The 26,314-nt window shown below is 43.3% G+C and carries 20 protein-coding genes and 1 pseudogene; 6 read left to right on the forward strand and 15 right to left on the reverse strand.

Features of this window, described 5'->3' with window-relative positions; all coding sequences use genetic code 11:
• Window positions 1-27: 27 nt before the first annotated feature.
• The 8 genes and pseudogenes from NSQ38_RS20175 to NSQ38_RS20210 form a co-directional block, all read right to left on the reverse strand.
• On the reverse strand, window positions 28-1,638 hold the full coding sequence (locus NSQ38_RS20175) for a response regulator (RefSeq protein ID WP_339783799.1): 1,611 nt from the start codon (window positions 1,636-1,638) through the stop codon (window positions 28-30).
• The gene (locus NSQ38_RS20180) at window positions 1,638-3,377 is read right to left on the reverse strand and encodes a histidine kinase (RefSeq protein WP_339783800.1); all 1,740 of its coding nucleotides are present in this window, start codon (window positions 3,375-3,377) and stop codon (window positions 1,638-1,640) included. The genes NSQ38_RS20175 and NSQ38_RS20180 overlap by 1 nt, the downstream gene beginning before the upstream one ends.
• Before the next feature lie 93 nt (window positions 3,378-3,470).
• A complete protein-coding gene (locus tag NSQ38_RS20185; RefSeq protein ID WP_339783801.1) occupies window positions 3,471-5,048 on the reverse strand; it encodes an extracellular solute-binding protein in 1,578 nt (525 codons plus the stop codon).
• Window positions 5,049-5,113: 65 nt separating this feature from the next.
• On the reverse strand, window positions 5,114-5,983 hold the full coding sequence (locus tag NSQ38_RS20190; protein WP_339783802.1) for a carbohydrate ABC transporter permease: 870 nt from the start codon (window positions 5,981-5,983) through the stop codon (window positions 5,114-5,116).
• A gap of 13 nt (window positions 5,984-5,996) precedes the next feature.
• Window positions 5,997-6,944, reverse strand: coding sequence for an ABC transporter permease subunit (locus tag NSQ38_RS20195; protein WP_091030155.1), 948 nt, complete (start codon window positions 6,942-6,944; stop codon window positions 5,997-5,999).
• 199 nt (window positions 6,945-7,143) lie between these two features.
• On the reverse strand, window positions 7,144-7,899 hold the full coding sequence (locus NSQ38_RS20200; RefSeq protein WP_339783803.1) for a class I SAM-dependent methyltransferase: 756 nt from the start codon (window positions 7,897-7,899) through the stop codon (window positions 7,144-7,146).
• 20 nt (window positions 7,900-7,919) lie between these two features.
• A pseudogene (locus NSQ38_RS20205) lies at window positions 7,920-10,204 on the reverse strand (DEAD/DEAH box helicase).
• 117 nt (window positions 10,205-10,321) lie between these two features.
• Window positions 10,322-12,622 (reverse strand): stalk domain-containing protein, encoded by a 2,301-nt coding sequence (locus tag NSQ38_RS20210; protein ID WP_338586843.1) that lies wholly within the window; start codon window positions 12,620-12,622, stop codon window positions 10,322-10,324.
• A gap of 234 nt (window positions 12,623-12,856) precedes the next feature.
• On the opposite strand from NSQ38_RS20210, the gene NSQ38_RS20215 reads away from it, so the two are divergent.
• From NSQ38_RS20215 to NSQ38_RS20225, 3 genes are read left to right on the forward strand one after another with little or no spacing between them, the layout of a single operon-like run.
• Window positions 12,857-14,320 (forward strand): spore germination protein, encoded by a 1,464-nt coding sequence (locus NSQ38_RS20215; RefSeq protein ID WP_338586841.1) that lies wholly within the window; start codon window positions 12,857-12,859, stop codon window positions 14,318-14,320.
• Window positions 14,313-15,401, forward strand: coding sequence for an endospore germination permease (locus NSQ38_RS20220; RefSeq protein WP_338586840.1), 1,089 nt, complete (start codon window positions 14,313-14,315; stop codon window positions 15,399-15,401). The genes NSQ38_RS20215 and NSQ38_RS20220 overlap by 8 nt, the downstream gene beginning before the upstream one ends.
• Complete coding sequence (locus NSQ38_RS20225) at window positions 15,398-16,519, forward strand: Ger(x)C family spore germination protein (protein WP_339783804.1); 1,122 nt, start codon at window positions 15,398-15,400, stop codon at window positions 16,517-16,519. The genes NSQ38_RS20220 and NSQ38_RS20225 overlap by 4 nt, the downstream gene beginning before the upstream one ends.
• Window positions 16,520-16,616: 97 nt before the next feature.
• On the opposite strand, the gene NSQ38_RS20230 is transcribed toward NSQ38_RS20225, so the two are convergent.
• Window positions 16,617-17,096 (reverse strand): GyrI-like domain-containing protein, encoded by a 480-nt coding sequence (locus NSQ38_RS20230; protein WP_339783805.1) that lies wholly within the window; start codon window positions 17,094-17,096, stop codon window positions 16,617-16,619.
• Between the two features lie 104 nt (window positions 17,097-17,200).
• Here NSQ38_RS20230 and NSQ38_RS20235 point away from each other — a divergent pair, with 104 nt between their 5' ends.
• On the forward strand, window positions 17,201-18,169 hold the full coding sequence (locus NSQ38_RS20235; protein WP_339783806.1) for an HTH domain-containing protein: 969 nt from the start codon (window positions 17,201-17,203) through the stop codon (window positions 18,167-18,169).
• Window positions 18,170-18,264: 95 nt separating this feature from the next.
• Here NSQ38_RS20235 and NSQ38_RS20240 read toward each other — a convergent pair whose 3' ends face one another.
• The 6 genes from NSQ38_RS20240 to NSQ38_RS20265 form a co-directional block, all read right to left on the reverse strand.
• Window positions 18,265-19,494 carry a multidrug effflux MFS transporter gene (locus tag NSQ38_RS20240; protein WP_339783807.1) on the reverse strand — a complete coding sequence of 410 codons (1,230 nt, stop codon included), beginning with the start codon at window positions 19,492-19,494 and terminating at the stop codon, window positions 18,265-18,267.
• Window positions 19,495-19,631: 137 nt separating this feature from the next.
• Window positions 19,632-20,855, reverse strand: coding sequence for a macrolide family glycosyltransferase (locus tag NSQ38_RS20245; protein WP_339783808.1), 1,224 nt, complete (start codon window positions 20,853-20,855; stop codon window positions 19,632-19,634).
• 70 nt (window positions 20,856-20,925) lie between these two features.
• Window positions 20,926-22,290 carry an MFS transporter gene (locus NSQ38_RS20250; protein WP_339783809.1) on the reverse strand — a complete coding sequence of 455 codons (1,365 nt, stop codon included), beginning with the start codon at window positions 22,288-22,290 and terminating at the stop codon, window positions 20,926-20,928.
• Between the two features lie 197 nt (window positions 22,291-22,487).
• On the reverse strand, window positions 22,488-22,775 hold the full coding sequence (locus tag NSQ38_RS20255) for a Fe-S cluster assembly protein HesB (RefSeq protein ID WP_339783810.1): 288 nt from the start codon (window positions 22,773-22,775) through the stop codon (window positions 22,488-22,490).
• Window positions 22,776-22,796: 21 nt separating this feature from the next.
• A complete protein-coding gene (locus tag NSQ38_RS20260; protein WP_339783811.1) occupies window positions 22,797-23,156 on the reverse strand; it encodes an iron-sulfur cluster assembly accessory protein in 360 nt (119 codons plus the stop codon).
• Window positions 23,157-23,505: 349 nt separating this feature from the next.
• A complete protein-coding gene (locus NSQ38_RS20265; RefSeq protein ID WP_338586829.1) occupies window positions 23,506-24,864 on the reverse strand; it encodes an MFS transporter in 1,359 nt (452 codons plus the stop codon).
• A 166-nt stretch (window positions 24,865-25,030) separates the two neighbouring features.
• On the opposite strand from NSQ38_RS20265, the gene NSQ38_RS20270 reads away from it, so the two are divergent.
• Window positions 25,031-25,690 carry a metalloregulator ArsR/SmtB family transcription factor gene (locus tag NSQ38_RS20270; RefSeq protein WP_339783812.1) on the forward strand — a complete coding sequence of 220 codons (660 nt, stop codon included), beginning with the start codon at window positions 25,031-25,033 and terminating at the stop codon, window positions 25,688-25,690.
• Between the two features lie 200 nt (window positions 25,691-25,890).
• A complete protein-coding gene (locus NSQ38_RS20275) occupies window positions 25,891-26,292 on the forward strand; it encodes a VOC family protein (protein WP_339783813.1) in 402 nt (133 codons plus the stop codon).
• The last annotated feature ends 22 nt before the right edge of the window (window positions 26,293-26,314 follow it).

A 26,314-nucleotide genomic window follows, 5' to 3' on the forward strand; every position in this document is an offset into this window, starting at 1 on the left:
CATTTTTTTGCATCCTTATTAGGATTCCTACCGTGTCATTTTTATCCGATATTGTTTAGGTGTATCCCCCGTATATTCTTTAAACAGTTTGCAAAAATACCCTTCATTGACGATGCCTACTTCCTCGCACAATTCCAATAAAGAATAATCCCGAACGTTTAACAACTCGAGGGCGAGATGGATTTTTTTACGGTTGATGTAGCTGATCACGCCTTCATTCATTGTTTTTTTGAATAAGCTGCTAAAATACGATGGCGCTAAATTCACTTCCTCCGCAATGGTCTCCAACGTTAAACGTTGTTTCAAGTTTTTCTCTATAAAATGCATAGCACTCATAATTTCTGCACGATGTAACAGTTGGCCCGCATGCACATATTCGAATGTGAAGTCGCCAATATAGGCGAGCTGCTCCTGAAAAGCCATAAATTCCATGGGGAAGTCTGGAACTTCCGTGGCCATCTTATTCCCCGACTTAAATTTCACGGTAATGTCTCTGTACAAGTCTCTAATCATTGGCACCATGATGGACTTGTGGATTTTATGGTCCGTAACAAATTGCGACAGATCGGCAAGAGCATTATCCAGCTCTTCCTTGGAAATCTTCCTTTTAAGCCGTATAAGAAAATCAGCCAGCTTCTGCTGAAAGTCTGCTTTTTTGTCATTATGGTATTGGAACCGATGCATCGGTGTTTTTACGACTTTCTCGGTATGATAATAGAAATCCTCACTCACATTTTTAGCTTCCGTATACGCCTGTTTGATCGATTCCCAGCCCCTGTGCGGACTTCCAAAAGCAACCGATACCTTTTTATTCAAATATTGATGCAAATGAGAGACAATCTGCCCTCCCAAGGATAGGCAAGCATATTCCGTTTCCATATCACTGCGGTTATTTTCCCAGGATAAAAAGCCAATAAAACGATTATCCGACAGATCCGCAGCTACCCCACTACTACCATTCATCACCGTTTCTTCGATGATATTTGTAATCGCATACTTCAAGATGTTTTGATCTGCGGCCGCGTATTCGTTGCGGAAACTTTCATACGTATTCATTTCAACGATGAAGCAGCAATAGTTCGCTTGAAAGAAATGAAACTGCATGCGATTGGCAAAATCCGATGCCCGATGAGAAGGAATTTCACCTCGGATCAATTCGTTAAAAAATTGCTTGCGGACTCTGTATTTATTTTCAAGCACGGATACGTTTAACGAGTGAAATTCCGCTTCTTTTTTCTCAAACTCATTTAAAATTCCGGCTGCCTTATCCAACGCTCGATTCAAATCGGCTTCCCTCAGCGGAACCTTTACAATGTACTCCAATACGTTGGCTTGAATCGCCCGCTGAGCGTATTCGAAGGATGAATAGGCGGTCAGAAGTATGTATTGGGTATGGGGGAGCTCCGCCTTGAGCTGCTCAATCATGGAGATTCCGTCCATTCGCGGCATTACAATATCAGATATAACGATATCCGGTTTAAGTTTTATGATCTCCTCGATCCCATTCAGCCCATTATTCGCTTTGCCCACTAGAACAAAACGTCTATCCCTATGAGAGAGTTCATTAAAAAACAATTCCAATCGTTGAATGATCAGGTCTTCATCGTCAACAATGAAGCAGGTATAGTCTCTCCCCATTATGCATCTCCTTTTGGCAATTCTGCCGGGAATACAGCGCGTATACGGGTTATTTCCTTAGGTATGCTTATGATATCCAGCCCGAATTGATCTCCGTAGTGAAGTCTTATTCGACCATGAATATTGTTCAGCCCAATTCTTTTCCTTTTCACTTCCTCTTCACTCGGTTCTGAGATTAAAATATGTTTTATTTTATCAGCTGGAATTCCCTCACCTTGATCAACAACTTCGATGATGACGATGCCGTCCTCCCTGTACGCATGAATCGTAATAGGCCCCTCAATTCCCCCTCCGTTATAACCATGGAAGATACTATTCTCCACAAGGGGCTGCAGCAGCATTCGGAAAACTGGGAAATCCATCAGTCCTGCTTCGATATTTTCAATCAAGTTGAAGTTTCGGTTATACCGAATGTTCTGGATCTCGATATAGTCCGCTACATTGCGTAATTCCTGGCGTAGGGAAACCTTCTCAGAAGCATCATCTATCCCGTACTCCAATAATGAAATAAGCGACCCGATCACCACATCTACTTTCTCTATTTGTCCGAGACGTATCACATTGCTGATCGAACCAAGTGTGTTATACAGAAAATGTGGGTTAATTTGAGACTGTAACACCTGGATTTCCAGCTTCCGCTCAAGTTCATTATGAAGCTCGGCTCGGCGAATCAGTTCAACAATCTGCTGAAGCATACGATCGAATGCTCGTGAAAGATCACCAAACTCATCGTTTCGATTAATCGTTATTGTCGTTGTGAGGATACCTTGTTCCACCTGCTTCATTTTTGTTTTGAGCGTATAAAGTGGTTTTCTTATATATTTGGCAACCAAAAAAGAAATGAACAAACTTAAAAGAAGACCTGCAGCAAGAAGCTCGATATAATAGGTTTCCAATCTGGACAACGCTGCTTTTAAGCGTGATTCATCGTTGATCGAGATGATGGTCCAGTTGAATTTCTCCGTTGGTTTTTTCAAAAGGGAAACCGGAGTACCATCGTTGGTATACAGTTGAAGGTTTGTTTCTGTTGTATCCAGAATTTCTTCCGCTGACGTCTCTCCGATCGAAAAAGAATGATCTTGAATATTCAGAGGTCCTTTTTTTTCAGAAAATCCGGCAATGATCTTACCTGACGCAGTCATCAGAGCCAGATTCATTTGTTCCTGTTTATTAATCTTAAACAAGGTTTCTTCAATGGCATTTAGATCCAAATCAACTGCAATGGCCATAGGAAACGGAGCACCGTTCAGATATCGAACCATCGTAACGGTCCAGCCGGAATACTTCGATTTGTAAGGTTCACTAACAAAGGTAGTCCTTCTATTCTTGTCAGCCGCATCAAATAAAGGTGCTCTTTCAGATAAAGGCTCATCGAATATTCGAGTAGGTGTACTTCCACCCAGAATGGATAAATCGTTTTTGATCAAATAAATATTACTGACATAAATACTGTTGAGTTCATACAGCTCTCTTAATTGCTTTTTAATCACTTCGGTATTGTTAATGTTGGCTTTCACTGATGTTTCAACTGAGAAGAGAATCGTCTGGAAGGAGGAAAAATTAACGGTGAAATACTGGTCTACCTTGTCTAAAATTTGATTGGTGTAAAAAATGTCATTGGTTCTTATTTCCTTTTGCACATAGCGATAAGACAATTGGCTTATCAAGATGATGCAGCCTAATACAAAGGCAAACACAATTAAAAATAATTTTAAAGGCAAGCTGATTCTTCTTCGCATTGATCATCTTCCTTTTAGTTCCGTTTTAAACTAAGAATAGCATATGCTAATAAAGAGAGGGGCTACGAATAGCCACTCTCTCTTCGTTTATTTTTACTTGATAAGGCCGGCTTCTTTAAATTGCTGGATTGCTGTTTCCTTATATTTCTGCATGTCAAACTTGGTATCCAGCGTCTGGAGGAAATTGTCCCAGTTGGAAAGAGGCTCTTTGCCCGTCATAAACTTAACCAAGCTTTCATTAATGAAACGTGTGCGGTCAGCATCCAAGGTATCGCTTGGGTCAGGGGTCAATAAATTTCCGGGCAACGTTGGCCCCACATATTGCTGATTGTCCTTGAAAGCTTCCGCTGTCTTCGGATTTTGGAAACTGAAGTACTCCGCATCATCACCACGGCGCGGCATTCTATAATGATCGACCCATAGGTACTTCTCTTTCATTTCCTTTGATAACTCGGAGGTTTTATTCTTGATCTTGCCGTCTACGACATCCCAATGGATGCCTTTAATTCCGTATGCAAAGTTTGGATAAGCTTCTTCATCCGTAAAGAGATAATTTAGCATGGACAAGATCCGAATGATTTTGTCCTCGTCCGCTTTTGCGGATATGGCCCATGAATTGCCCTGGAATGATTTTCTCTCTACAATTTGATCCCCGTAAGGACCTTTCATCGGAGGGATAACGATCCATTCGGGCACCTCTCCACTAATTTCTTTCATTTTCTGTTGATAATCCGGTTCCAGTCTGCGAGCATCTCTGATCATAAAGCCAACTTTACCCTTAAACATCTTTTGGTCCAACAAATCAGGCGAATTCATCGTCACCCAGTCTGGGTCAACCACCTTGGCTGCCATCATTTTATTAATGTAAGCAAGTGCCTCTTTCATTTTGGGATCGATAAACAGGAATACCGGTTCATTATCTTTTATCTCAACGGCCGAAGGAGGATTAACGCCAAACATCCACATCAAGCTATCAAAGCCGTAGGTTTGTAGATTGCCTTCTTTATTCATACCGCCAATGAATCCGTACGTATCATTTTTGCCATTACCGTCCGGATCTTTCTCTGTAAAGGCTTTCATAACTTCGAACAACTCGTCAGGTGTCGTTGGTACCTCCATATTTAGCTTTTTCAGCCAATCGTTACGGATGAAGAAGCTTCGACTGATACCGTTTACATTATCATAACCTGGAACTCCAATGGTTTTTCCTTGATAGGACATTGCCTCCCATGAGTCGGTGCCAAATCGTTTCTGTAGTTCAGGGAATTGGTCCATATACGGTGTCAAATCCGCAAGAACACCTTGGTCGTAATATTGCGCGAGATCAGCACGGCTCTTCAAGAAGATCAAGTCTGGAATATCCCCGCCTGCAATGAGTGTATTCAGTTTGGTTGTTGCTTGACCCGCTTGAGGAATCATCATATCCAAGTCGATGTTCATCTCTTCTTCCAACATTTGGCGTTGAATATCTTCATCACGTGGAGGTACTGGAGCAGCAGCATTAAAAGTACCTTGGTTAAACATTGAGATTTTCATTTTGGTTGCAAACTGGCCTTGAGAATTAATCGAAGTTGTCGATGTAACTTCTTCATTTCCCCCACATCCTGACAATAGCGTTCCAAGTCCTAAGATTGCCGACAGAATAACAAATGAAATCTTTTTACGCTGCATATTGACCTCTCCTTTGCTTGTATATTATCACGGATTCCCCGTAATAAGTTAGGTTGGAACACCTTTTAACCTTTAACGGATCCCAGGAGTACACCTTTGGTAAAATGTTTTTGCAAAAATGGATAAACGATCAATATCGGGACCGTAGTTACAACAACTGTAGCCATTTGCACAGCGAACGTACTGACAGCCCCGGAATTGGCGAGCGAATCAGCGCTTTGAGTTGCGACGTTAAGCAGGATGTTGCGCAATATCACTTGAAGTGGCATGTAGTTGGAATCATTGATATATACAATGGCATCAAAATAACTGTTCCAATGCCCGACTGCGTAAAATAGGGAAATGGTAGAAAGTACGGGTAAGGACAAGGGTAAAATGATCCGCCATAACGTCTGAAGCTCACTCGCACCGTCTACCCTCGCTGATTCCTCGATTTCACCAGGTAATTGCTCAAAAAAGCCTTTGATGATCACCAGATTAAATGCACTAATGAGATTTGGAATGATCAATACCCACGGACTGTTTAACAATCCCAAGGAACGAATTAGTAAATAAGTCGGAATTAACCCCCCACTGAACATCATGGTAAACACAATGAAGAGTAAAAACGGACTTCTTCCGGGCAAATATTTTTTGGATAACGGGTAGGCCGCGATTACCGTAAAAAACACATTTAACGCAGTGCCTACAATCGTTCGAAACAACGTAATTTTATACGCCTGCCAGATCCCATGAGAAATGAATACTTCTTTATAGGCCAGAAAGGTAAAGGATTCTGGTATAATCACAATTCCTCTTCTCAGTACTTCCGATTCTGGCGTTACGGAGACAGCAACCACGTATAGAAAGGGCAGTACACAAAGTAGGGATAAAAAAATAAGAATTACATAAACGACGGTTTGCCAGACTTTTTCCCTGATTGTCAAATGGATCATACTTAAGACCACCTCACCAAATTTGCCCATCGAATTTTTTGGCGAGCTTATTCGCTGCCAACACTAAAGCAAATCCGATGACAGCTTTAAACAATCCTACAGCAGTAGCCAAGCCAATCTTAAGACGCTCCAACCCTTCCCGGTATACCCATGTGTCGATAATATCGATCTTCTCCTGGTTAAAGGTGTTGGCAAACATGAATATTTGGTCAAAACCTGCATCCAGGATATGACTTAATTTCAGAATCAGCATCAGAATAATGACTCCTCGAATGCCAGGTAACGTGATATGCCAGAGCTGTCTCCATTTGGAAGCGCCATCTATTCGAGCCGCTTCATATAAGCTTGGATCAATTCCTGCCAAGGCGGCAAGGTACAAAATCGCCCCCCATCCAATATCCTTCCATACTTCAGATAAGATGATCAGCATTCTGCCCCAGGCAGGTTCCGTTAGAAACGAGATGGGTTCAACACCAAAATCCTTTAAAATCATGTTAAAGAGACCGTCGCCTGGGGCTAGTAATGCTACCATAATTCCATAAACGATGACCCATGACAGAAAATGAGGCAAATAAGTGATTGTCTGTACGATTTTTTTAAACCATTGGCTATACACTTCATTGAGGAGTAAAGCTAGTACGATGGGAGCGGAGAAACCGAACAATAGCTTATAAAGCGATATGATGATCGTATTTTTCATGATGTCCCAGAAATAAACGCCGTTCATAAAATCCGTAAAATTTTTGAATCCTACCCATGGGCTATCCCATAGTCCCAAAGCCAGGTTGTAGTTTTTAAAAGCAATCATGATTCCCGCCATAGGAATGTATTTGAATACCGCAAAGTAAATTAAGGCTGGTAATAAGAGAGCATACATCACTTTGTACTTTTGGATCGTCCTTATCCATGTCTTTCGCTTTTTGGAGATGGGAATGGCGTCCGCTGCCAACTTTGCTTGCATTTCATCACCTCGTCTTTGTTTGTATTTGTATAATAGCACCCGCCTATCGGATAAATTTCTGAAATATCAAGAATTTCTTATAAGATTTTAAGGAAGTGTGCCTGGGCTCGTTCCAACAGCTAATCCCGGCAAGTGAGACAAGAACTTGTTCCACTAAAATAAAAAAAAGCCGCTATAGTAGCGACTTTCAATGCCGTATTTATACTTCTCCCCAAAAAATCTCAGTTTCATAATCGAAATGAACAGTACCCTCTTGATTATTTTTATCAAATAAATTCCGCAGTTCCGTCATCATTGGATCGTAATTTGCATGCCCGGGTACAGGGCTGTAAGAAGATGATAACAAACGGCCTTTCAATCCTTCGAAATCGAACTCCTGACTCATTCTGAATCGCATTTCATGCATTGAACCTTCCTTGAAAAAAGAGAGCAACATCGTCTGAGAAATATTTTTATGATTAACTTTTTCATAGTCGGTTCCATATGTATGGAGCAGTTGATTGTACTCTTCACGAAATGGAGTACCGTCTGTAAGACGTGAATTCCAGATGAGTATTACTCTCCCACCTGGCCGCAGAATTCTGCGAAACTCGATTTGGGCTGCAGAGCGATCAAACCAGTGAAATGCCTGAGCGCAGACAATAAAATCAACCGACTGATCAGGTAATCCAGTAGATTCTGCGGAACCTGCTATACTCTGGAATTGCGGATTACGTTCTAACATTTGCTCGGCGGCCTCCCGCATTGCCTGATTTGGCTCGATCGCGGCTACATAACTTCCGCGTTCCAGAAGTAGTTTTGAGATGATGCCAGTACCTGAACCGATGTCTGCTATATTACTGTTCACATGTAAACCAACCACGTCGTACAAATAGTCAATAGCCTCTTTTGGATAACTCGGGCGGTATTTCAAATACGAATCGACCCGGCTCGAAAACCGTTCTCTATTGTTCATCGATTGTCACGCTCCCATTACTATTTTGACATCCTATATACTGGCTTCAGTAACAGCTTCAAAATCTTACTGCCCCAAAAAGCAAATACCGTCGTTCCGGTCCATGAGCTGCGCTTATCTTGGCTGTATTGATCGTTGATCATATAAGTCCGAGTCGAAATAGGACTCTTCAGACCGAACTGTTCCCATTTCTCGGGATCATTCGAACCTCCGAGTTTTCTAATCATATTCGCCGACTCATGATCTATTTTAGCCGGAATTTGCTCGAATGCTTGGGTGATTTTCGTATGAAACTCGTCGATCGGGTTGCGACTGGTAATGCTCTCGAGATGAATGCTTTCGCGAATGTAAGAAACGAATGCCAGATGGTCAGCCCAGAACTCGTCGATATAAAAAAGCCGTACCCGCTGCTCCGATGGGCTCATCGGTCTCTCGCCTTTCAATATTCCGAGCCGTTCCTCGTATAGAATTCGCCTCTGATCCTCCACCATATCCGAATAACAGTTCAATTCCCGCTGAATATCGAAGTTTTGGCCTATAATAACGCGCTGAATGTGCTCGATTTTGCTGTGGAGCGCCGGATCATCAAGAACCTCGTCCTGATTGGGAGCGCGAAACAGTTTATGAATGCCAAACCGAAGCATCAACTCGTCTTCCAGGCTAATATAAAATACGGAAGCTCCAGGGTCACCTTGGCGGCCGCAACGTCCGCGCAGCTGGTCATCAATCCGCATACTTTCGTTCACATATGTACCTATTACGTATAATCCGCCAAGCTTGGCAATTACTTCTGCCTGCGCGGGGTTGCCGCCACCGAGACGAATATCGACGCCGCGCCCTGCCATATTCGTAGATACCGTTACTGCCCCGATTTCTCCGGCTTTAGCGATGATTTCGGCTTCTTTTGCATCGTTTTTTGCATTCAGAACCTGGCAAGGTACACCGGTAACCGCCAGCGCCTCCGCCAGTATGTCAGACTCCTCAACGCTTGAGGTACCAATAAGAATGGGGCGTCCCTCATTATGGACGGAAGAGATTTCTTGTACAAGTGCCTTATATTTGGCTTCTTTATGGGTGTAAATTCGATGCTTGTGGTCAATCCGTATGTTTGGTTGGTTCGGCGGAATTCGCACGACCTGCAGCCCATAGATATCTTCGAATTCCATTGCTGAAGTGTGCGCTGTAGCCGTCATTCCGCAAATTCCCGAATACAGGCTAATAAAGTGCTGAATGGTGATCGTGCCGAGAATTCTCCCGCCGGCCTTCCACTGTAACCCTTCTTTGGCCACAAGGGCAGCTTGCAACCCGTCCGGCAAATACCTGTTTTCGGCCACACGACCTGTATGTTCTTCGATTAGCTCAATTACACCGTCCCGGACGATATAATCGACGTCTTTTTTAATAACGATTCCACATGCAGCGCACAATTCAATGACGTTAACCAATGACTGTTATGGCTATCGTACAAATTGCCGCATCCCAGCAGCAACTCCGCTTTTGCAGCACCCGCTTCATTCAAGTAAACGTTCCGCTGGAACTCGTCAAAATCGTAATGCTCTCCTGGCTGCAGCTGCCGGGCTACTTCTGCGAAAAGATTGCCATCACTCTTGGAAGCACTCGAATCGCCACTAATGACTAGCGGCACCCGCGCTTCATCAAGAAGCAATGAATCTGCTTCGTCGACGATGACGTAATGGAAAGGACGATGCACGGTATCAGCTTCATTGAATGTTATTGTGTCGCGCAAATAATCGAACCCTGCTTCTTTAGCTGTAACATAGGTTATGTCCTTCGCGTAAGCTTCCCGTTTCTCGAACAGGCTCATGCCCGCTTGAACCGAGCTTACCGTTAACCCGAGGAAGCGATAGATCGGTCCCATCCACGCTGCATCTCGATTTGCCAAGTAGTCGTTAAAAGTAAGCACATGAACGCCTTTGCCTGTCAAAGCATTGAGATAAACAGGCATAACAGCAGAGAGTGTTTTTCCTTCACCGGTATGCTGCTCGATCAAAAATCTCTCGTGCAAAGCAATCGCAGCCATAATTTGCACATCGTAAGGCTGTAATCCGAGTGTTCTCTTCGCAACCTCGCAGACTAGAGCATAAGCATCAACAAGCAGCTCATCCAAAGGCGTGCCTGATCTTGCTTCTTCTTGCAGCCGAAGGGATTCCGCTTGCAGGTGCTGATCATCCCAAACTTCCAAATTCCGTTTCCTGATAAGCCCCACTCTGTCTCGATAATCTTTCAACAAACGCCGGGTATCCCGCTCTTTGAATTCACGTATCAACTTGACGACTACATTCATCGGAATTTGATTCCTCCTTAGTAGAAATAAGTAGTGAAAAGAAAAGACTCCATACGGAGTCTTTTCTGTCGATGATTAACGCGCCACTCAAACTATTCGTTATAAGAGACAACTAGATTACTTCTCCGATGGGAGTGGTGTAAAGAGCAGATTCACCGGCAGGTTGCTTCCTGGTGCGGCAGAGAATAGAATGGTTACGCTCTCTCCAGTTGAACCGGTGCGGTAAAGCACGCTTTGTTCACTTGAATTGGCAACCGCAACGTTACCTTCGGCAATTGATACCAACTGATTGTTCACCAGAGCTACTCCGGAGTACTTCCCTCCACGAGGGTTAAAGGAGATAAGTGTACGCGGTGCAACATTGGTCAGCGTGATTTTGTACAATACGCCGAAATTACCCGCATTGGATGCGTCTGTGTAAGCCATCGGATCTGTTCCTACCAGATTGGGATCGCTTGAATTGTCACCAAGTGGCAGACGGGCAGGTTTGATTCCCACGTGCTCATCGTACTTTATAATGCGAGTCGCATTCGGGTACGTACCACGGTTGTGTACTCCGTCACGATCAAGCACAGGTAACAATGGCAGAGCCTCAAACGGATCTTTATTTTCTTCCACCAGGATAACGTTATAGTCTAGGGAATAATCACTATAAGCGTCCGAATAGAGAGAAATGACTTGTCCTTCTTTCATTGGCGTTTTATTAAGTTCTGTCAAAATCAGTTTGCTTTCCCCAGGTTGAAGGTACTCTTTCTTTTGATCCGCTCCAGTCTGAATCGACTTGAACCATTTATCAATAGACAATTTCCCAGCTACGGTAGCATACGGTGTAGGGCCAGCAAAGCCCATATTCTGTTGTTCAAATACTGCCGGATTTGGATTGTTATTGGTTGCAATCACATACATTTTTACTCTTTTGCCTGTATTGTTCACGTGGTGAATCATGAAACGGGTCTGCCCCGAAGATGATTCTTTATATACAATGCCTTCCGTATTCACAGTTTCCGGACTGTTACTGCGGATCAGCAAACTTGGCTCATCCATGTACGTATACGGGACTTTCTCCATCGTAGTCACTTCGCCGCCGTTAAAGGTGAATTTCTGTCCTACCGGCGTGAAAAGTAAATTGAAGTCGGTAAATGAATATAAGGTCTCATTCGTTATGGTAATGACTTTGGAATACGTGTTCGTAGCGCCGTGATTGTCAGTAACCGTAAGTGTCACCGTTTTTGGACCCGGTTCAAAGAACGCAAGTGAATTGTTCTCCCATACTGCTTTAACAATATTATTTTCATCATCTGTGCTTTGGTCTGTGTATGTTATTTTTTCGCCCATTTTATATTGTTCTTTATCCGTGGCGAACATAGCTACAGGAGGAAGATTAGGAGCCAAAACTTCAATCGTAGTTGAATAGGGATCACTCCATTGACCATTGGAATCCTGTACTTGATATGAAATCGTATATGTACCTGCTTGATCGAATGAATCCTGGCGCCCTGTCCAGCGTTCGTCAACGATATCCATTCCATTAGGTGAACTGGAAGAAGTCACGTAGTCCACTTGATCTCCCACAAAGATCTCCTTTTGGGAAATGGTAAAGCTTGCAACAGGTTTTGTATTCAGATTCAACACAACCGTTTTAGCCGACTGATTCACTTTATAGGTGATGTTCAGAGCTTGAGTAATGGAAGTTAACGGCACCATGAACGTATTTTTTTGCTGATACGCAGGGCCTTTCATCGTTCTGGTCTCTCCATTTACCGTATAGTCTTTGCTGTTCGTCTTGAATCGGAGTTCATCGTCACCACTAATAATGATGGTTTCCTTGGTTTTGTTATCGTATTTGACGCCGTATCCCACACGGTCAACCAGTGCACGAATTGCAACATAGGATACACCGTTTTTTACAGCCATTGGCTGGCCCGCAAGATACGTTTTTCCATCTTGCTCCATTTTGTTGCTATTCATGTACAACGTCAGATTCCCACCTGCTACTGCAGGAGACGTCCCATCAACGGATGGTTGCTCTATCTGAGCAGGCGTAGCTGGCGTTTCAACCTTCTCAGGGGTTCCCTCTTGAACTACAGGTTTTGTACCCGTTTCATTAGTAGTGGTCTCTCCCCCATCCAATGCAGGTTTCTCGCTATCTGTTTTAGGTGTTGCCTCAGTGCCGGTTGAGGTTTGAGTGTCCTTGGCTTCAGTGGGCGGAGTAGTGATAGATTTGTTATTGCTCTCCGTCTTCACTTCACGCTCTGCAATCGGCTGCTCTTGTTTTAACACCTCAACTGATTCTACATTGGCCGTGTTTACTGACGCGGTGTCACCTTGTGGTGCTGATTGCGCATTCACAGAACCAACTGCAAATGCTTGAAAAACAGCTAAAGCGGTAAAAATGGATAATTTCTTCTTCATATTCATGTGTTGTCTTTGGCTCCTTCTACTCTCTAGTCATTTATTTAGATCCCCTCTAAAAGTCATAGTATTAGACGCTAGATTTAGGAAAAAGTTTCTAAATGAATTGTAAATTATGGATTTTAGTGCAACTATTTTTCAATGTTTGGTGATAAGTTCTTGAATAAAAAGCCTCTTTTGAATAATCATCTTGATTCTGCACAATATAATCCATGTCGCATTTGATAAAGAGGTGGATCAATGAACCCAACCAATCAGGCATTCTCTGAATTAAAAAAGAATATTTCTTACGTAGAACAGTCCCTTTATAATACGGACGATTTGAAACAACAATTGCTTCTACTCAATGGCGTACAGAGTGTGCTTCTCTATATCGATTCACTTGTAGATCAAGAGATCATTCAAACACATGTCTTAACCGCACTAAATGAGCAAGCCCATTCGAAAATCTATCCATCGTTCACCACATTAGAAAGTCGAAAAGATACGGATCTGCAACGTGGAATAGACTCACTTATTCAAGGGAAATGTCTTTACATAATCGATGGGTACCCGGAGTTTTACATTCTTTCTACCGAGAAAATGTATGTCCGTAGCACAACCGAACCGGAAAACGAAGGTGTTATTCGAGGTCCGCACAATGGATTCGTAGAGCAGCTTTCGGTTAATTTGAATCTGATCCGCAGACAAATTATCAGTCCATCTTTAATCGTTCGATATTTTAATGTCGGCGAGAAGACACATACCAAAATTGCAGTTGTATATCTTCAGGACTTGGCCAATCCGGAGTTAGTGAACGAAGTAGAAGAGCGAATCACATCCATATCTTCAGATATGGTGCTCGCTCCAGGCTTTATTGAAGAGTTTGTGGAGGATAACCCCTTCTCACTGTTTCCCCAGCAGCTCAATACAGAAAGACCTGACCGGGTTATTGCCAACTTGATGGAAGGACGCGTCGCCATACTTGCCGAAGGAAGTCCGTCAGCTCTTATTGCTCCAGTTACGTTTTTTGCTTTTTATCAAAGTCCGGATGATTATCATGGTCGCTGGATTGTCAGTTCTTTTTTAAGGTTAATTCGCATGATGAGTTTTGTCATTGCTTTTACATTACCTGCTGTTTATATTGCAACCATCTCTTTTCACTCCGCCATTTTACCGATCGAGCTGGCACACACAATCAAGAAATCATTGCAGAACATCCCCTTTCCTGCACTTGTAGAGGCAATGTTGCTTGAACTGATCTTTGAAGTATTAAGAGAAGCCGGGGTTCGACTTCCCAGCCGAGTGGGCCAGACCATCGGCATCGTTGGCGGTTTGGTTATAGGAGATGCTATCGTTCGTGCGGGGCTTGTATCCTATACAATGATTATTGTGGTATCCCTAACTGCTATCTCCTCGTTTTTGGTGCCTTCCCATGAGATGAGTTCGGCAGTCCGTATTCTCCGCTTTCCAATGATGATCGGAGCAGCGCTTTTTGGATATATCGGCATCGCATTTGGTCTGGTGATTCTAACCATTCACCTATGTAAGATGGAAAACTTCGGATCGCCTTATTTTGCTCCAGTGGCCCCTTTCCGCTTAGCTGACATGAAGGATGTATGGATTCGATTTCCCATTTGGGCGCTTCGCGGGCGTCCTCATGATGCCCGCCCGCAGCGGCTGAATCAGCAGAAGTTCTCTAGGAGTTGGAAAAAACGTGAATAAGGAAACAACGATCACTCGGGGACAATTGTTCTTGCTCATCATGAAATTTGAAATCGGTGTAGATATATTGTCTCTCCCTTATCGGATACATCTTTTGTCAAAAGGCGGTGGGTGGATCTCTGTTTTCCTTGGAGGTTTCCTGATTCAACTTGTCATATTGTTGTGCTGGCTTTTGATGCGAAGATTCCCGAACTCGTCCATTTATGACATTGTCACGCTGATTACGGGTAAATGGATGGGAAAGTTGCTGATCATTGCCTACGTTGGATATTTCCTATTAATGGGCACTTCTGTGTTGGTCAACGCCTATGGTGTAATCAACCGTTGGATGCTGCAGGATACGCCGCGGTGGGCTATATTAGCCCTCTTTTTGTTCAGCAGTATCTATTTGGTTAGGCAAAAATTACGGATCATTGCCAGGGTCCTTGTACTCATCTCCTTTTTGATCTTGCCCATGATGGTATTGATCAGTTATGGACTCAAGGAAATCAATCTGTTATATCTTTTGCCTTTAACCGAAGCAGGATGGCCCAAAATCATTAGTGGATCAACCGAAACATTAATGGCTATGTTCGGATTTGAGTTTTTTCTCGTTGTTTTTCCCATGGTTGAAGGTAACAGCGGTGGCAAACTCAAGTCTGTTGCTCTGGCAAGTGCTGTAGTAGTGATGTTGTATGCATTTACCGTGTTTATTTGTTCAACGGCTTTTAGTCCGCAGCAACTTGACTTAATGCCTGAACCTGTCATTTATTTGCTCCGTTCAATCCCACTCGGGACAATGGATCGGGCCGATTTCCTGTTCCTCCCTATCTGGTTAATTTCTATTTTTGGGGCGATCTGCGGTTACTACTATACGGCATCTTATGGTATAAGTTATCTCTTCAAACAAAAACACCATAAAAAAGCTGTACCTTATGTCGTTCTTGCTTCTTGTGTAATTGCCTATCTGCCACAACAGCGGGAAAAACTGGAGTTGATTAGTACGATAGCCAACAGATCGGCTTACTTTTTCCTCATGATCCTGCCTCTGCTACTGTTGGTTCTATCTTATATAATGAAACGAAAAGAGAAGATGATATGAGTAAACGAGGAAAAATCCTTGTCCTGCTGATCCTGCTTATGGTGATGACGGGATGCTGGGATCAGGATAGTTTAAAAGATGCAAGACTGGCTAATGCTTCGTCGTTCGACATCACATCAGAGGGTGAAATTAAACAGACGCTTGAAATTGTCGATGATTCTGAGAGTCAACAAGGGAGCAACGGTAATGAAGTCCACTCAGGTACCGGGAGATCCGTTCGACAAAGCACGGATAGAATTCGCGCTAAAGTGACGGGTGATATCCGGTTTTTCAAATATGGGATGATCTTATATGGCAACAAACTCGCACAAAATGATATCTACCCCTACTTGGATGTCTTATATCGGGAACCTGATTACCCGACCTCACATGTAAAAATTGCGATTGTGGATGGAGAGGCCGGCGATTTGTTACATCAAAAAAGAGTGGGCAGCATATTGATTGGTGAGTTTATAACGAAAAAAATTAAGAGTTTGGAGGAATTATGCATTTTTCCTGAAATGACGCTGGAAACCCTTCTCCCACCCATGCTGGATCCGGGACAGGACTTTACGTTGCCTTATCTATTTAAGAATGGAGAGGAAATTGATGCGCGAGGAATCGCCCTGTTTCACGGGCAAAGGTTCAGTGGGAGTCTTAATATTGAACAGGCTCCCCTATACGTTATTATGAGTGGTAAATGGAATAAAACAGCGCGATTTGTCAAAAAGATTCATCCTGGTCCTTCCATTAATCCACGGAACTATATCACTTACGAAGCGAATACCAAAAAAATCAAACGTAAACTCGCGGTAAAGGTTGCACATGATAGCCAAATTGATGTGAATCTCCATATCGAACTTCCAGTAACGATTGTTGAGTATGCAATGAATCATCTTCAGGAAAAGGGAACGATTGAACGTCTGAACCGCGAGTTATCCGATGACATGACTCAGGACGCAGAACTAATTATCAAGACACTTCAGCAGAGCGGGTGTGATTCCTTCGGTATTGGCAGACACTTAATCGCCCATCACCCGGACTTGTGGAAAAGCTTAGACTGGAATCAACAGTATGCCCAAGTTCGTTTTCACCCGGAAATAAAGGTAAAAGTAATCGGTAGTGGTGTTTTAAATTAATAGCGTGCTGTCGTGCAATTGGGAAAGCTCTCTTCCATTTGGAAGAGAGCTTTGTCCTTCATATTCAACTCAAAAGTCTTCAGATCTCCCCTTTGTACTAATTCCTTACAACAGGAATCCACATTTCACCATATACCAAACCGTTTTTCTCTCCCATTTCAACTGTTGTATTCGGACCGCCAACATAAGCATAATCCTTTTCTACGGGGAGGGCTTGACCAAAGGCAATGCCAGTAAGCATATTACTGAGCGCATCAGCCGTCTCTGCTTCGCCCTTCACAACCAGGTATGCTCCCTTAGGAAATTGGATTACTCTTGTTGCTTCTGGCAGAGACTCTTCTGTCATGACACCAGCATAATGCATCATTTTGTTATTCACGGCTTCGTTTACAGCAAAAATATAGTCATTAGTAGCCAGAGACTTTAATGTGTCCAGGCTTCCATTCTCTTTTACTGTGGACCAAAAATCCGCCTTCTCCTTGCTGATGCCAGCATAGTCTGTGTAGTCACTCTTAAGCTCTGTTCCAATCCCTAAAACGATAAAGCTGTCTTTTTCTTCAAAATGATAATTACTCATGGTTTACACCGTCCTCTTTTAATTTCAATTGATTTGTGTTTTCACTTGATGGGTTTATAATAACCTTAAATCATGTCAGAATATGATACTGTTTAGGAGACCCAATGAAAAAAGTTGAACGCATTAATGTCATCACGCGGTATATCAATAACCGTGCCCACTTTACCATTTCCGAAATCATGCGAGAATTTAACATTTCCCGTTCAACAGCCATTCGAGATATTAGAGAAATTGAAGCTATGGGAATGCCACTTGTCGCTGAAGTTGGGCGCGACGGGGGTTATTTTGTCATGAACAACTCCCTCCTGCCCACGGTCCGGTTTACCGATAATGAAATCAAAGCGTTATTCATTGCCTTTATGGCCACAAGGAATCAACAGCTTCCTTATCTGAAGAGTCGTCAATCTTTGGCTGAAAAATTATTGGGCCTTATCTCAGAAAATCAGCAAGATGACCTTGTGCATTTGAATCAAATATTGCTTTTTGAAGGGACCAATCCCCATAATCCAGACTTGTTTGATCTGTCAGACCTGCCTCACCCTACTTTAGAAAAACTCATCCAAATCCTTCTTATAGAACGTTATTTGTTAGTTACTGTCCAAGAAGAGAAGAAAACAAAGTCCTATCCCATCATTCTCTTGCACCTTCATCATCAAAAAGGCCATTGGATCATTGAAGGTTTTGACTTGGAGGAAGAAAAAAGACGAATTGTATCAGTAGACAACCTCATCCATGTCGAAGCACACCCGACTAAAAAAAGACTGAGTACAAAAAAGATTGTAGAACAACTAAAACGAAATACGCAGAAAGAGGTCATCAACCTTGTCCTGGAACTTGGCCTAAAAGCGATTGCCCAATACAAAAAGTACCATCCTTTAAATTTTCCAATTGCCTATACGAATCCATACCAAACGACTGCCCTCCTAAAGGCATTTATCAATGTTCATAACTCAGAAGAATTAACCGAAATGACCATTTGGTTGCTTTTTCTAGGTGAAGATATCAAGGTTAAGGAAATTCCGGAAGAAGTCCTGAATGCCGTACAAGAGAGAATAAGTTTATTCTGCCCTTAAACCAAAAAAAGCCGCTATCGCAGCGACTTGTGATGGAATCATATTCATATTCATTCATGTCTCACGCTAATGCTTGGCGAGCTGTTCCTTCTTTACTAAAAGTCAGCATTAGACTGGGCATGATTAGGTGTATGCTGCGAGATTTTTTTAACGAGTAAAAAATAAGTTACAATCGCAATAATACTGGTCATTAATAAAGTGAGTCCTAACGGGACGGCAGTGTCCTCACCTGCGATACCGACCAGAGGAGCAACCAGTGCACCCAGAAGAAAAGGAACAACTCCGAGCAGTGCTGCTGCACTTCCGGCCATCTTAGCTTGACTCTCCATGGCAAGTGGGAATGCCGCTGTAGACGTAATGCCGATCGAGCATACGAAGAAGAACAATGGAATCACCAACGCGAAAAGTGGACCATGAGCCAGGGTTACGACCAAAGCAGCCACACTTGCTATTATAGCAAGCCATAGTCCCGATAATAGCAGCGTCTGCTCAGGGATACGTTTGGCCAATCGACCCACGATTTGAGATCCGATGATCAAGCTGATGCCGTTTGAAGCAAACAATATAGCAAATACAGTAGGTGTAACTCCATATATATTTTGGTAAATAAATGGGGTTCCGGCCACATAAGCAAAGACCCCTGCCGTCATGATCCCCTGTGCCAGCATGTAACCAACAAATTTGCGATCACGCAGAAGCATTCTGTAATTACCCAATTGCTGTTTGAAGTCAGGAACCATACGTCTTTCGACGGGGTGTGTTTCTTTTAAGCTCCACTTTGTCATGATTAATAAGAAAATCCCCAGGAATGAAAGGCAGATAAATACGCCAATCCATGTTGTGAAGGAAAGAACCCCACTTCCAGCGATCGGTGCTGCCAAAGGCCCCAAATTCCCTACAAGCAACAGCAAAGAGAAAAATTTAGTGAGTTCATGTCCACTATATAAATCTCTAGCTATCGCACGGGAAATGACAATTCCAGCTGATGCCGCAAATCCTTGCGTGAAACGAAACAAAATCAATAGTCCGATATTCGGAGCAAAGGCACATGCCAATGAACAAATAATGTAGGCTGCCATACAGATCAACAATGGTCTACGTCTACCGTAAGCGTCACTCAAAGGACCCATAACAAGTTGTCCTACACCGAGTCCTAATAAACAAGCAGTAAGACTAAATTGTACAAGGGATGCCGTTGTATTCATATTTTGTGCAATCTCCGGAAAAGCCGGTAAATACATATCAATCGTAAATGGACCTAATGTAGAAAATAAACCTAGTAGTATTGCGAGTCCAAAAACATTCCAATTCGTGCTCTTCGCCATGATCAATAAAATCTCCAATTCCTCATATAATTTGCAAGCCTATTCGGAGTATAAGACATAGAGTTAACTATAGGTCAAGTCTTGAGGGTATTAAAACCAAAAAAGCCGCTTATTAAGCGACTTTGAATGGAACACTATTAAATGCTGTAACTTCCTCGGCCTGAACCCATATGACTCATAATCATTTCGGCAGCTCGCTTGTAACCGCCAGCCTGCCTTAAAGATTCACCAATGAGGTAAGCCTGCCGTTTATAAAGTGAATTGTGTAGTACTTCTGTTAATGCCTCTCTCAAATTAGCTGCACTGAGGTTATGTTTATTTAAAGTAATACCCGCGCCGAGCTCCTGTACCCGATTGGCGACAAGAGGCTGATCCGATGTTAATGGAATCATCACCATCGGAACGTTGTAATATAACGCCTCACTTGTGCTGTTCATTCCAGCATGTGTAATAAAAACATCGGTATGCTGCAACATGTCCAACTGGGCAATGTATGGCTTCACGATAAAATTAGGAGGTACTTGATCAGCCAGTGGCTCCATATCCGTGTATTTTCCTGAAGATAAAACAACATTCACGGGTAGATCCCCTAATGCTTCAAAGCAAAGCTGATAGAAATCCAAATTTTTATTTAAAATCGTACCCATAGCAATGTACACGGTTTGCGGGTACCGTTCACGAAGCAACTCAAACGAGAAGGTCGGAGCATCTTGACGTGTTATGATCGAAGGACCCGTGAAAATAAAACGATCATCCAGCTTTTCTGCCTGAGGCTGAAAATATCGGCTGGTGTACACGAGCTTTAACTGACCTGCATGTGCCGGAATCTCTTCCATGGCTGGAATTCTCACTTGAAACTCTTCAGCTAACTCCGTTGTTATTTTCATCGTAGCCTCATAAAGCTTCTTTGTCTCCCTCTCATTCAGGCCCGAGTTAGACCCCAGAGGCTCCACAAAAGCAAAGGACGCAATCGAGCACACCGCAGGAATTCCCAGCTTTTCTGCAAGAATAGTCCCTCCCCATCCCATCAGGGAATCAAAGATCATATAATCGAACTTCTGATCCTCGATCACCTGCAGCACATTGGGGATGATCCTCCGAATAATACCGCTTACCATCATATAAATGAACTGATAAGAATGTTTGTATTCCTGGGGTTTCAACACCGGATCATGAGAGAAAGCATCTTGTGGAAATGGATAGGTGATGATCTGAGCACCGGTTTGTTCAATTCGGGAACGGTACTCCTCCGTACACACATAGATGACTTCCTCACCATTGTCTATCAACTGAGTAACTAATCCTAACGATGGATTCACATGTCCTTCAGCTGGAGTAATGACCACTAATACACGTGCCATCTTACCTACCTCCCAATGCAATTAGTCCCCCCGTTCTTCATGATGTATTTAGCGACGCGGTCGTCATCCGTTACATGGAGATGTTATCCTTCACTTGGCTGATTGGATGATGTTCTTGATGAACGAGTTTGGTAATTCGTAGTGATGCCAAGAAACTTAACAAGACCCATAATAATTGCAGTGTTAACACGATCAAAACACCTGTCGATATGCCCCACTGTAACGTTTCGGACAAGGCAATCAGAGCGCCACCAACGCCAATGCTTACTCCCATATAGAAGGAATCCACAAATTGCAGATTCGCGGACATTTCGCCCTCTTTCCTGGGCAAGGCATGTTGTAAAGCAATGGCTGCCGTTGTAGGGTTGGCCAAACCAACACCAAACCCTGTAATCATTTGTGAGAGAAGGATGAGTATAATCCCGCCGTCCGTCAAAATAAGAGCCAGGATCACAAGTGCAGTTCCAACGATCATAATCCCAATGCCCGTCATGACCCTACCCTTTCGGGCACGACCTTGATCTCGTGCATCAAGCTTGGCTTGCAACCACGCTGCGGCGGACCAGCTCAGGGAGCCTGCTGCTACAATGAGGCCAGCAAGGTCAGCTGATAACCCCTTCACTTCGGTTAGTGCCAAGATCACAAAACTTTCCGTTGTAAAATAACAAGCTACATATAACCCTCTCGAAACCAAAGTAGCAGGCAATCCTTTTTTTACTGAAAAAGTGCCCACAGGCAGCAATTTACGCATGGGTGTGATCATGACGACTAACCCACCCAAAGTAAGTAATATACCTTTCCAATCGGTTATCATACCAAGTCCTGTGAGTAATAGCCCCGTTCCAACGGCAAGCAGAATCGCATACATAATCTTTGAGTCGGTTGCTCGCGCTGGACCTGTCAGATCTTGCTGAAGCTGCAAGTTACGGAAAGAACGGAATGTGAGACTGAGCGCTATTCCAATCAAGGGTAAAACGATCCAGAAAACATATCGCCACGAGATGTAGGAAGCAATAAGGCCTGCTGCATAAGGTCCGATTAAGGTAGGCAGGACAAATGCCATGGAGAATGCGGCCAGGATTTGAGTACGAAGTGTATCTGGATAATGTAACGTCACACAGGTATAAACGCATGTGATCAAGGCCCCCGCTCCAAAACCTTGAAGGGCTCTTCCGGCAATAAGCATGTGCATATCGAAAGAGACAGCGGATACCACAGTTCCTAACACAAAAACACTAAAAGATATCAGCATGGATGTAAAAACGCCGCGCTTGTCAATCTGCTGACCCATAACCAAAGTTCCAATAAGCTGAGATAACAAAAATGCGCTGAAGATCCAACCGTATAAATGAATGCCCTCTAAACTTTGTGCCATTTTCGCGGCAATCGTTGTGATAGCCAGTCCTTCAAAAGCTACGGTTGCCAGAACCAGCATAATCCCAATTGTAGGCGCCCTGTACTGAGCATCAAAAATCCCAATCTGATTGTTGTTTGTCTTCTACACCTCCATAATTTGATGGATATTATGGTAAAATAAACCTTTTCACTCCATGAATATACCTTATGTGTTTTACTTTGTAAAGTTTAATGTTTAAAAAGTAAGATTATAGTCTAGAATAGGGTTCCCCATGTTCAATAGGAGATTTTGCTTGAAAATATGCCATCTTCATTACAGTCAATTTGGAGAAGTTCATCCTCCAGGATCCAGGCATCTGTTTTTTCAACAAAGAAATGAAATCCTCCAATGGATTGAACCAATGCGGGATCGACCGGTGTAGCACTCGCATTTATGCCAATTGTAAAAGCATCGGAGCCTCCTCCAACATATTTTGCGTAAATCCTTACATATTGGTCCTCTTCCAATTCCCATTCATTCTTAAATGAATCGATTGCTTGTTCAGATACTACAAATGAGATCATTGCTCTGCACTCCTTCCTTCATTAATCACATTTTTTCACTTCGCCACGATAATTGGTCATTCTAAAACTGGCCCCGCATCCACACGAAACTTTGGCATTTGGATTATTCATGGTGAATCCACCTAACATTCCGCTCTCCTCATAGTCAATCTCAAGACCATCAATATATGGAATACTGTTTGCGTGAACCAATATCTTAAATTGCTTTTTATTTAACACAATGTCTTCTTCTGCCTGCTGTTCATCCACGATAAGGGTATAAGATAAACCACTGCATCCCCCTTCATCAACGCCTACTCTAAGGAAGGCATTTTGGATATCCGCACTTGATAAGATCTCAACGATTTTGTCCGATGCTATATCACTGACCTCAATGATCATCTTTATTCCTCCCGGTGGTATCATTTTGAAATTTGGTATCCCAGTCCATTAGACAGGGTATGAATGCAGCAAGAGCAGCTCCTTTTGGCGTAAGTTCATAAATAATTTGTGTAGGGCGTGTCAGTATTGTTCTTTTGACCAAATGATCATGTTGAAGACCCTTTAAACGTCTGGAGAGGATCATTTCGGAAATGGAAGGAATACTTTCGAATATTTCACCGAATCTCTTCGGGCCTTGAGACAGAGCACATAAAATATGGATCGTCCATTTCGTTCCGATGATACGATAAGCCGTAAATAGTTTATTCGGATCTTCAGTGAGCAATGGTCTGTACACCCACTTTCTTATTCATCCGCGTGGTGAGATCCGAGTGCTGGCAATGATACTCATGACGATCAACAAGAGATGGAAACCCATGGCTACAATTAAGCCGGATTGAAGTGACATCCCGCCAGCCTGACACACGACAAGGATGGAACCACCAATGCCGATCACTACCCCCGGTGTAAAAGAATCTGCAAATTGCAGGTTTGCTGAGGTTTGGCCCACGCCTTCCTCCCCCGTTTGGGAAAATGCAACAACACCGCTAATCGGATGTGCCAATCCAATACCGACTCCTGCAATGATCTGACCAAGAACTGCGATGGTAACGGTCACAACAGGTACCCAAAATACGATGGCAATCCCTATCGCAAGCAGCAATACCCCAAGAAAAATTCTCATATGACGTCCACGGCCCTGATCTGCCGCATCCCACCGTCCTTGCAGATACGCAATGATACACCAACTTAATGCAGCACTCGCGACAATTAATCCGGCCTGAGAAGGTGTGATTCCTTTCACGTCGATTAGTGCCAATACCAAGAAATTCTGTGTGCTGGTATAGGCAGCAAAGAACAACCCACGTGTTGCCAGAATTGCTGGCATACCTCTTCGCAACGTAAGTGTTCCCTTCGGAAGCAATTTACGGAGCGGAAATAACATCAATACCAGGCCAATCACGACTAAAACAAATCCCATAATGCTCGGTAACATACTTAGACCAACCAGGAAAATCCCTGTACCTAACGTTAAGAGTAACGCCATCCAAGTGGATGAAGATCCGCTCTCCCCTCCCGTCTTCTGCACTTTTAATTTCCTGAAGGCAGGTAAACTGAGCAACGCTGAAACCACCAGCACGGGTAAGATCCCCCAGAAAACAAAGCGCCAGGACCACTGATCTGCGATAAGACCGGCTACATATGGACCAAGCATGGACGGAAGAACATAGGCAGTACCAAAGGCTCCAAGAATTTTGGCACGTAACTCATCCGGGTAACTTAAGGATATAGCCGTATACACACAAGTCATCATAGCTCCGGCACCCAAACCCTGCAGAGCCCGTGATCCTATCATAGTATACATATCGCCTGCGGTTGCGGCAGCGATCAGCCCTACGATAAACAACAGAAGTGCAAAAGTGAACGGTGCTGCAGGTCCTCTTTTATCAATGATCCGACCGACGACCAGCGTCCCGATAATCTGCGCAAGCAGATACGTACTGAATATCCATCCGAACAGGCTAAGGCCGTTCAAGTCTCCAGCAATTGAAGGAGCAATGGTGGTGACGGATAGACCTTCAAATCCAACGGCCATCACTGACAATATAATTCCTATGGACAATGCAAAATAACGCGGGCTGAAAATACTTTGATGATTAGACGACATGAAATGTGACCTCCAAGAAAATTGGTATGTATACATCGTATCCGGATACTTAGTAAACATTTTTGTTTATAATGTCTAAGCTACAGTTCGACTTTGACTTTGTCAACATTTTTGTTTAAAATGTAGTTAGTCATGTAGATTCAGTTGCTTCAAAAGGAGGTGCACCATGAGCGGAAATCAAACTAAAAAGGATGTCTCGACCAGTACCCGGAGAGCAATTATTAATTTGTTAAAAGAGCGCGGAGGAATGGATGTTGTCACTCTCTCCTCTCAGTTTTCGTTATCCGGAATGGCTATTCGTCAACATCTGAATGCGCTAAAAGAAGAAGGATTGGTTACCACTGTGGAAGAGGCCCGTCCCATGGGTCGCCCCACCAAGTTATGGATACTAACTCCCGCGGCTAATCGTTTTTTCCCAAGTGGATATTCCGATTTATCCGTCAGCCTCATCAATTCAATGAAAGAAGCTTTTGGTCATGAAGGGCTGGACAAGCTGCTGGATGTTCGAAATAAAAATATGCAAGAACAATATCTTCAGCATCTTGGCGATGCATCAGGAGTTAGAGAGAGATTGGAGAAATTGGCCGAAATTCGTACGAATGAAGGTTATATGGCCGAGGTTAAGGAGCAAGATGATGGCAGTCTCCTACTCATTGAGAAGCATTGCCCCATCTGTGAAGCGGCCGCGGTATGTACCGGGTTATGCAAGAATGAGTTACATTTATTCAAAACGGTTCTAGGCGATAATGTTCATATTGAACGGGGAGAATACATTCTAGCCGGAGGAAGAAACTGCGTATACAGCGTTAGGCAAAATAAGCCATGACCAAAAGAGCAACCTCATTGGAGATTGCTCTTTTGGTTTGGGTTTTGAACTGATTAGAACGATTAGGATTTCTCTAAATCATCCTTCATTATATTAGTTATTTCTAACTCTTACATAATCGTATGTACCCGATTATGTAATTTTGAATTGAGGTAGAGTATAGTAAGAGTGTCGAAAATATACTCTAGGAGGCTACTACCATGTCACAAAAAATCTGGATGAACCTGCCGGTGAAAGATGTTGTGAAATCCACTACCTTTTTCAATGAGATTGGATTCCATGGGGAGAATGTTGGCAACGAGAGAGCCCAGCTTGTCATAGGCTCAGCGACGATTCTACTGTTTCCGGATGCAACGTTTGAGAAATTTACAGGTGCCAAAACCGCAGATACTTCCCATAGCGCAGAAGTGATATTTTCCATTGGTGCTGACAGCAGAGAAGAAGTTGATGCTTTCATTGAAAAAGTCGAGTTAGCTGGAGGAACCATCTTTGGCAAGCCAGGTGAAATAGACGGCTGGATGTACGGCGCGGGATTTGCCGACCTGGACGGTCACCGCTGGAATCTGTTGTATATGGATGAGAGCAAAATACCGAAACGCTAATGTATAACGCCTATCACTACGT

Origin of the sequence: Paenibacillus sp. FSL R7-0313 (assembly GCF_037969885.1) — a bacterium.
GTDB lineage: Bacteria > Bacillota > Bacilli > Paenibacillales > Paenibacillaceae > Paenibacillus.

Excerpts from the sequence above, each read along its gene's own strand:
- NSQ38_RS20175 (WP_339783799.1), bottom strand. The coding sequence starts at position 1,638 with ATGGGGAGAGACTATACCTGCTTCATTGTTGACGATGAAGACCTGATC.
- NSQ38_RS20180 (WP_339783800.1), bottom strand. The coding sequence starts at position 3,377 with ATGCGAAGAAGAATCAGCTTGCCTTTAAAATTATTTTTAATTGTGTTT.
- NSQ38_RS20185 (WP_339783801.1), bottom strand. The coding sequence starts at position 5,048 with ATGCAGCGTAAAAAGATTTCATTTGTTATTCTGTCGGCAATCTTAGGA.
- NSQ38_RS20190 (WP_339783802.1), bottom strand. The coding sequence starts at position 5,983 with ATGATCCATTTGACAATCAGGGAAAAAGTCTGGCAAACCGTCGTTTAT.
- NSQ38_RS20195 (WP_091030155.1), bottom strand. The coding sequence starts at position 6,944 with ATGCAAGCAAAGTTGGCAGCGGACGCCATTCCCATCTCCAAAAAGCGA.
- NSQ38_RS20200 (WP_339783803.1), bottom strand. The coding sequence starts at position 7,899 with ATGAACAATAGAGAACGGTTTTCGAGCCGGGTCGATTCGTATTTGAAA.
- NSQ38_RS20210 (WP_338586843.1), bottom strand. The coding sequence starts at position 12,622 with ATGAATATGAAGAAGAAATTATCCATTTTTACCGCTTTAGCTGTTTTT.
- NSQ38_RS20215 (WP_338586841.1), top strand. The coding sequence starts at position 12,857 with ATGAACCCAACCAATCAGGCATTCTCTGAATTAAAAAAGAATATTTCT.
- NSQ38_RS20225 (WP_339783804.1), top strand. The coding sequence starts at position 15,398 with ATGAGTAAACGAGGAAAAATCCTTGTCCTGCTGATCCTGCTTATGGTG.
- NSQ38_RS20230 (WP_339783805.1), bottom strand. The coding sequence starts at position 17,096 with ATGAGTAATTATCATTTTGAAGAAAAAGACAGCTTTATCGTTTTAGGG.
- NSQ38_RS20235 (WP_339783806.1), top strand. The coding sequence starts at position 17,201 with ATGAAAAAAGTTGAACGCATTAATGTCATCACGCGGTATATCAATAAC.
- NSQ38_RS20240 (WP_339783807.1), bottom strand. The coding sequence starts at position 19,494 with ATGGCGAAGAGCACGAATTGGAATGTTTTTGGACTCGCAATACTACTA.
- NSQ38_RS20245 (WP_339783808.1), bottom strand. The coding sequence starts at position 20,855 with ATGGCACGTGTATTAGTGGTCATTACTCCAGCTGAAGGACATGTGAAT.
- NSQ38_RS20250 (WP_339783809.1), bottom strand. The coding sequence starts at position 22,290 with ATGCTGGTTCTGGCAACCGTAGCTTTTGAAGGACTGGCTATCACAACG.
- NSQ38_RS20255 (WP_339783810.1), bottom strand. The coding sequence starts at position 22,775 with ATGATCTCATTTGTAGTATCTGAACAAGCAATCGATTCATTTAAGAAT.
- NSQ38_RS20260 (WP_339783811.1), bottom strand. The coding sequence starts at position 23,156 with ATGATCATTGAGGTCAGTGATATAGCATCGGACAAAATCGTTGAGATC.
- NSQ38_RS20265 (WP_338586829.1), bottom strand. The coding sequence starts at position 24,864 with ATGTCGTCTAATCATCAAAGTATTTTCAGCCCGCGTTATTTTGCATTG.
- NSQ38_RS20270 (WP_339783812.1), top strand. The coding sequence starts at position 25,031 with ATGAGCGGAAATCAAACTAAAAAGGATGTCTCGACCAGTACCCGGAGA.
- NSQ38_RS20275 (WP_339783813.1), top strand. The coding sequence starts at position 25,891 with ATGTCACAAAAAATCTGGATGAACCTGCCGGTGAAAGATGTTGTGAAA.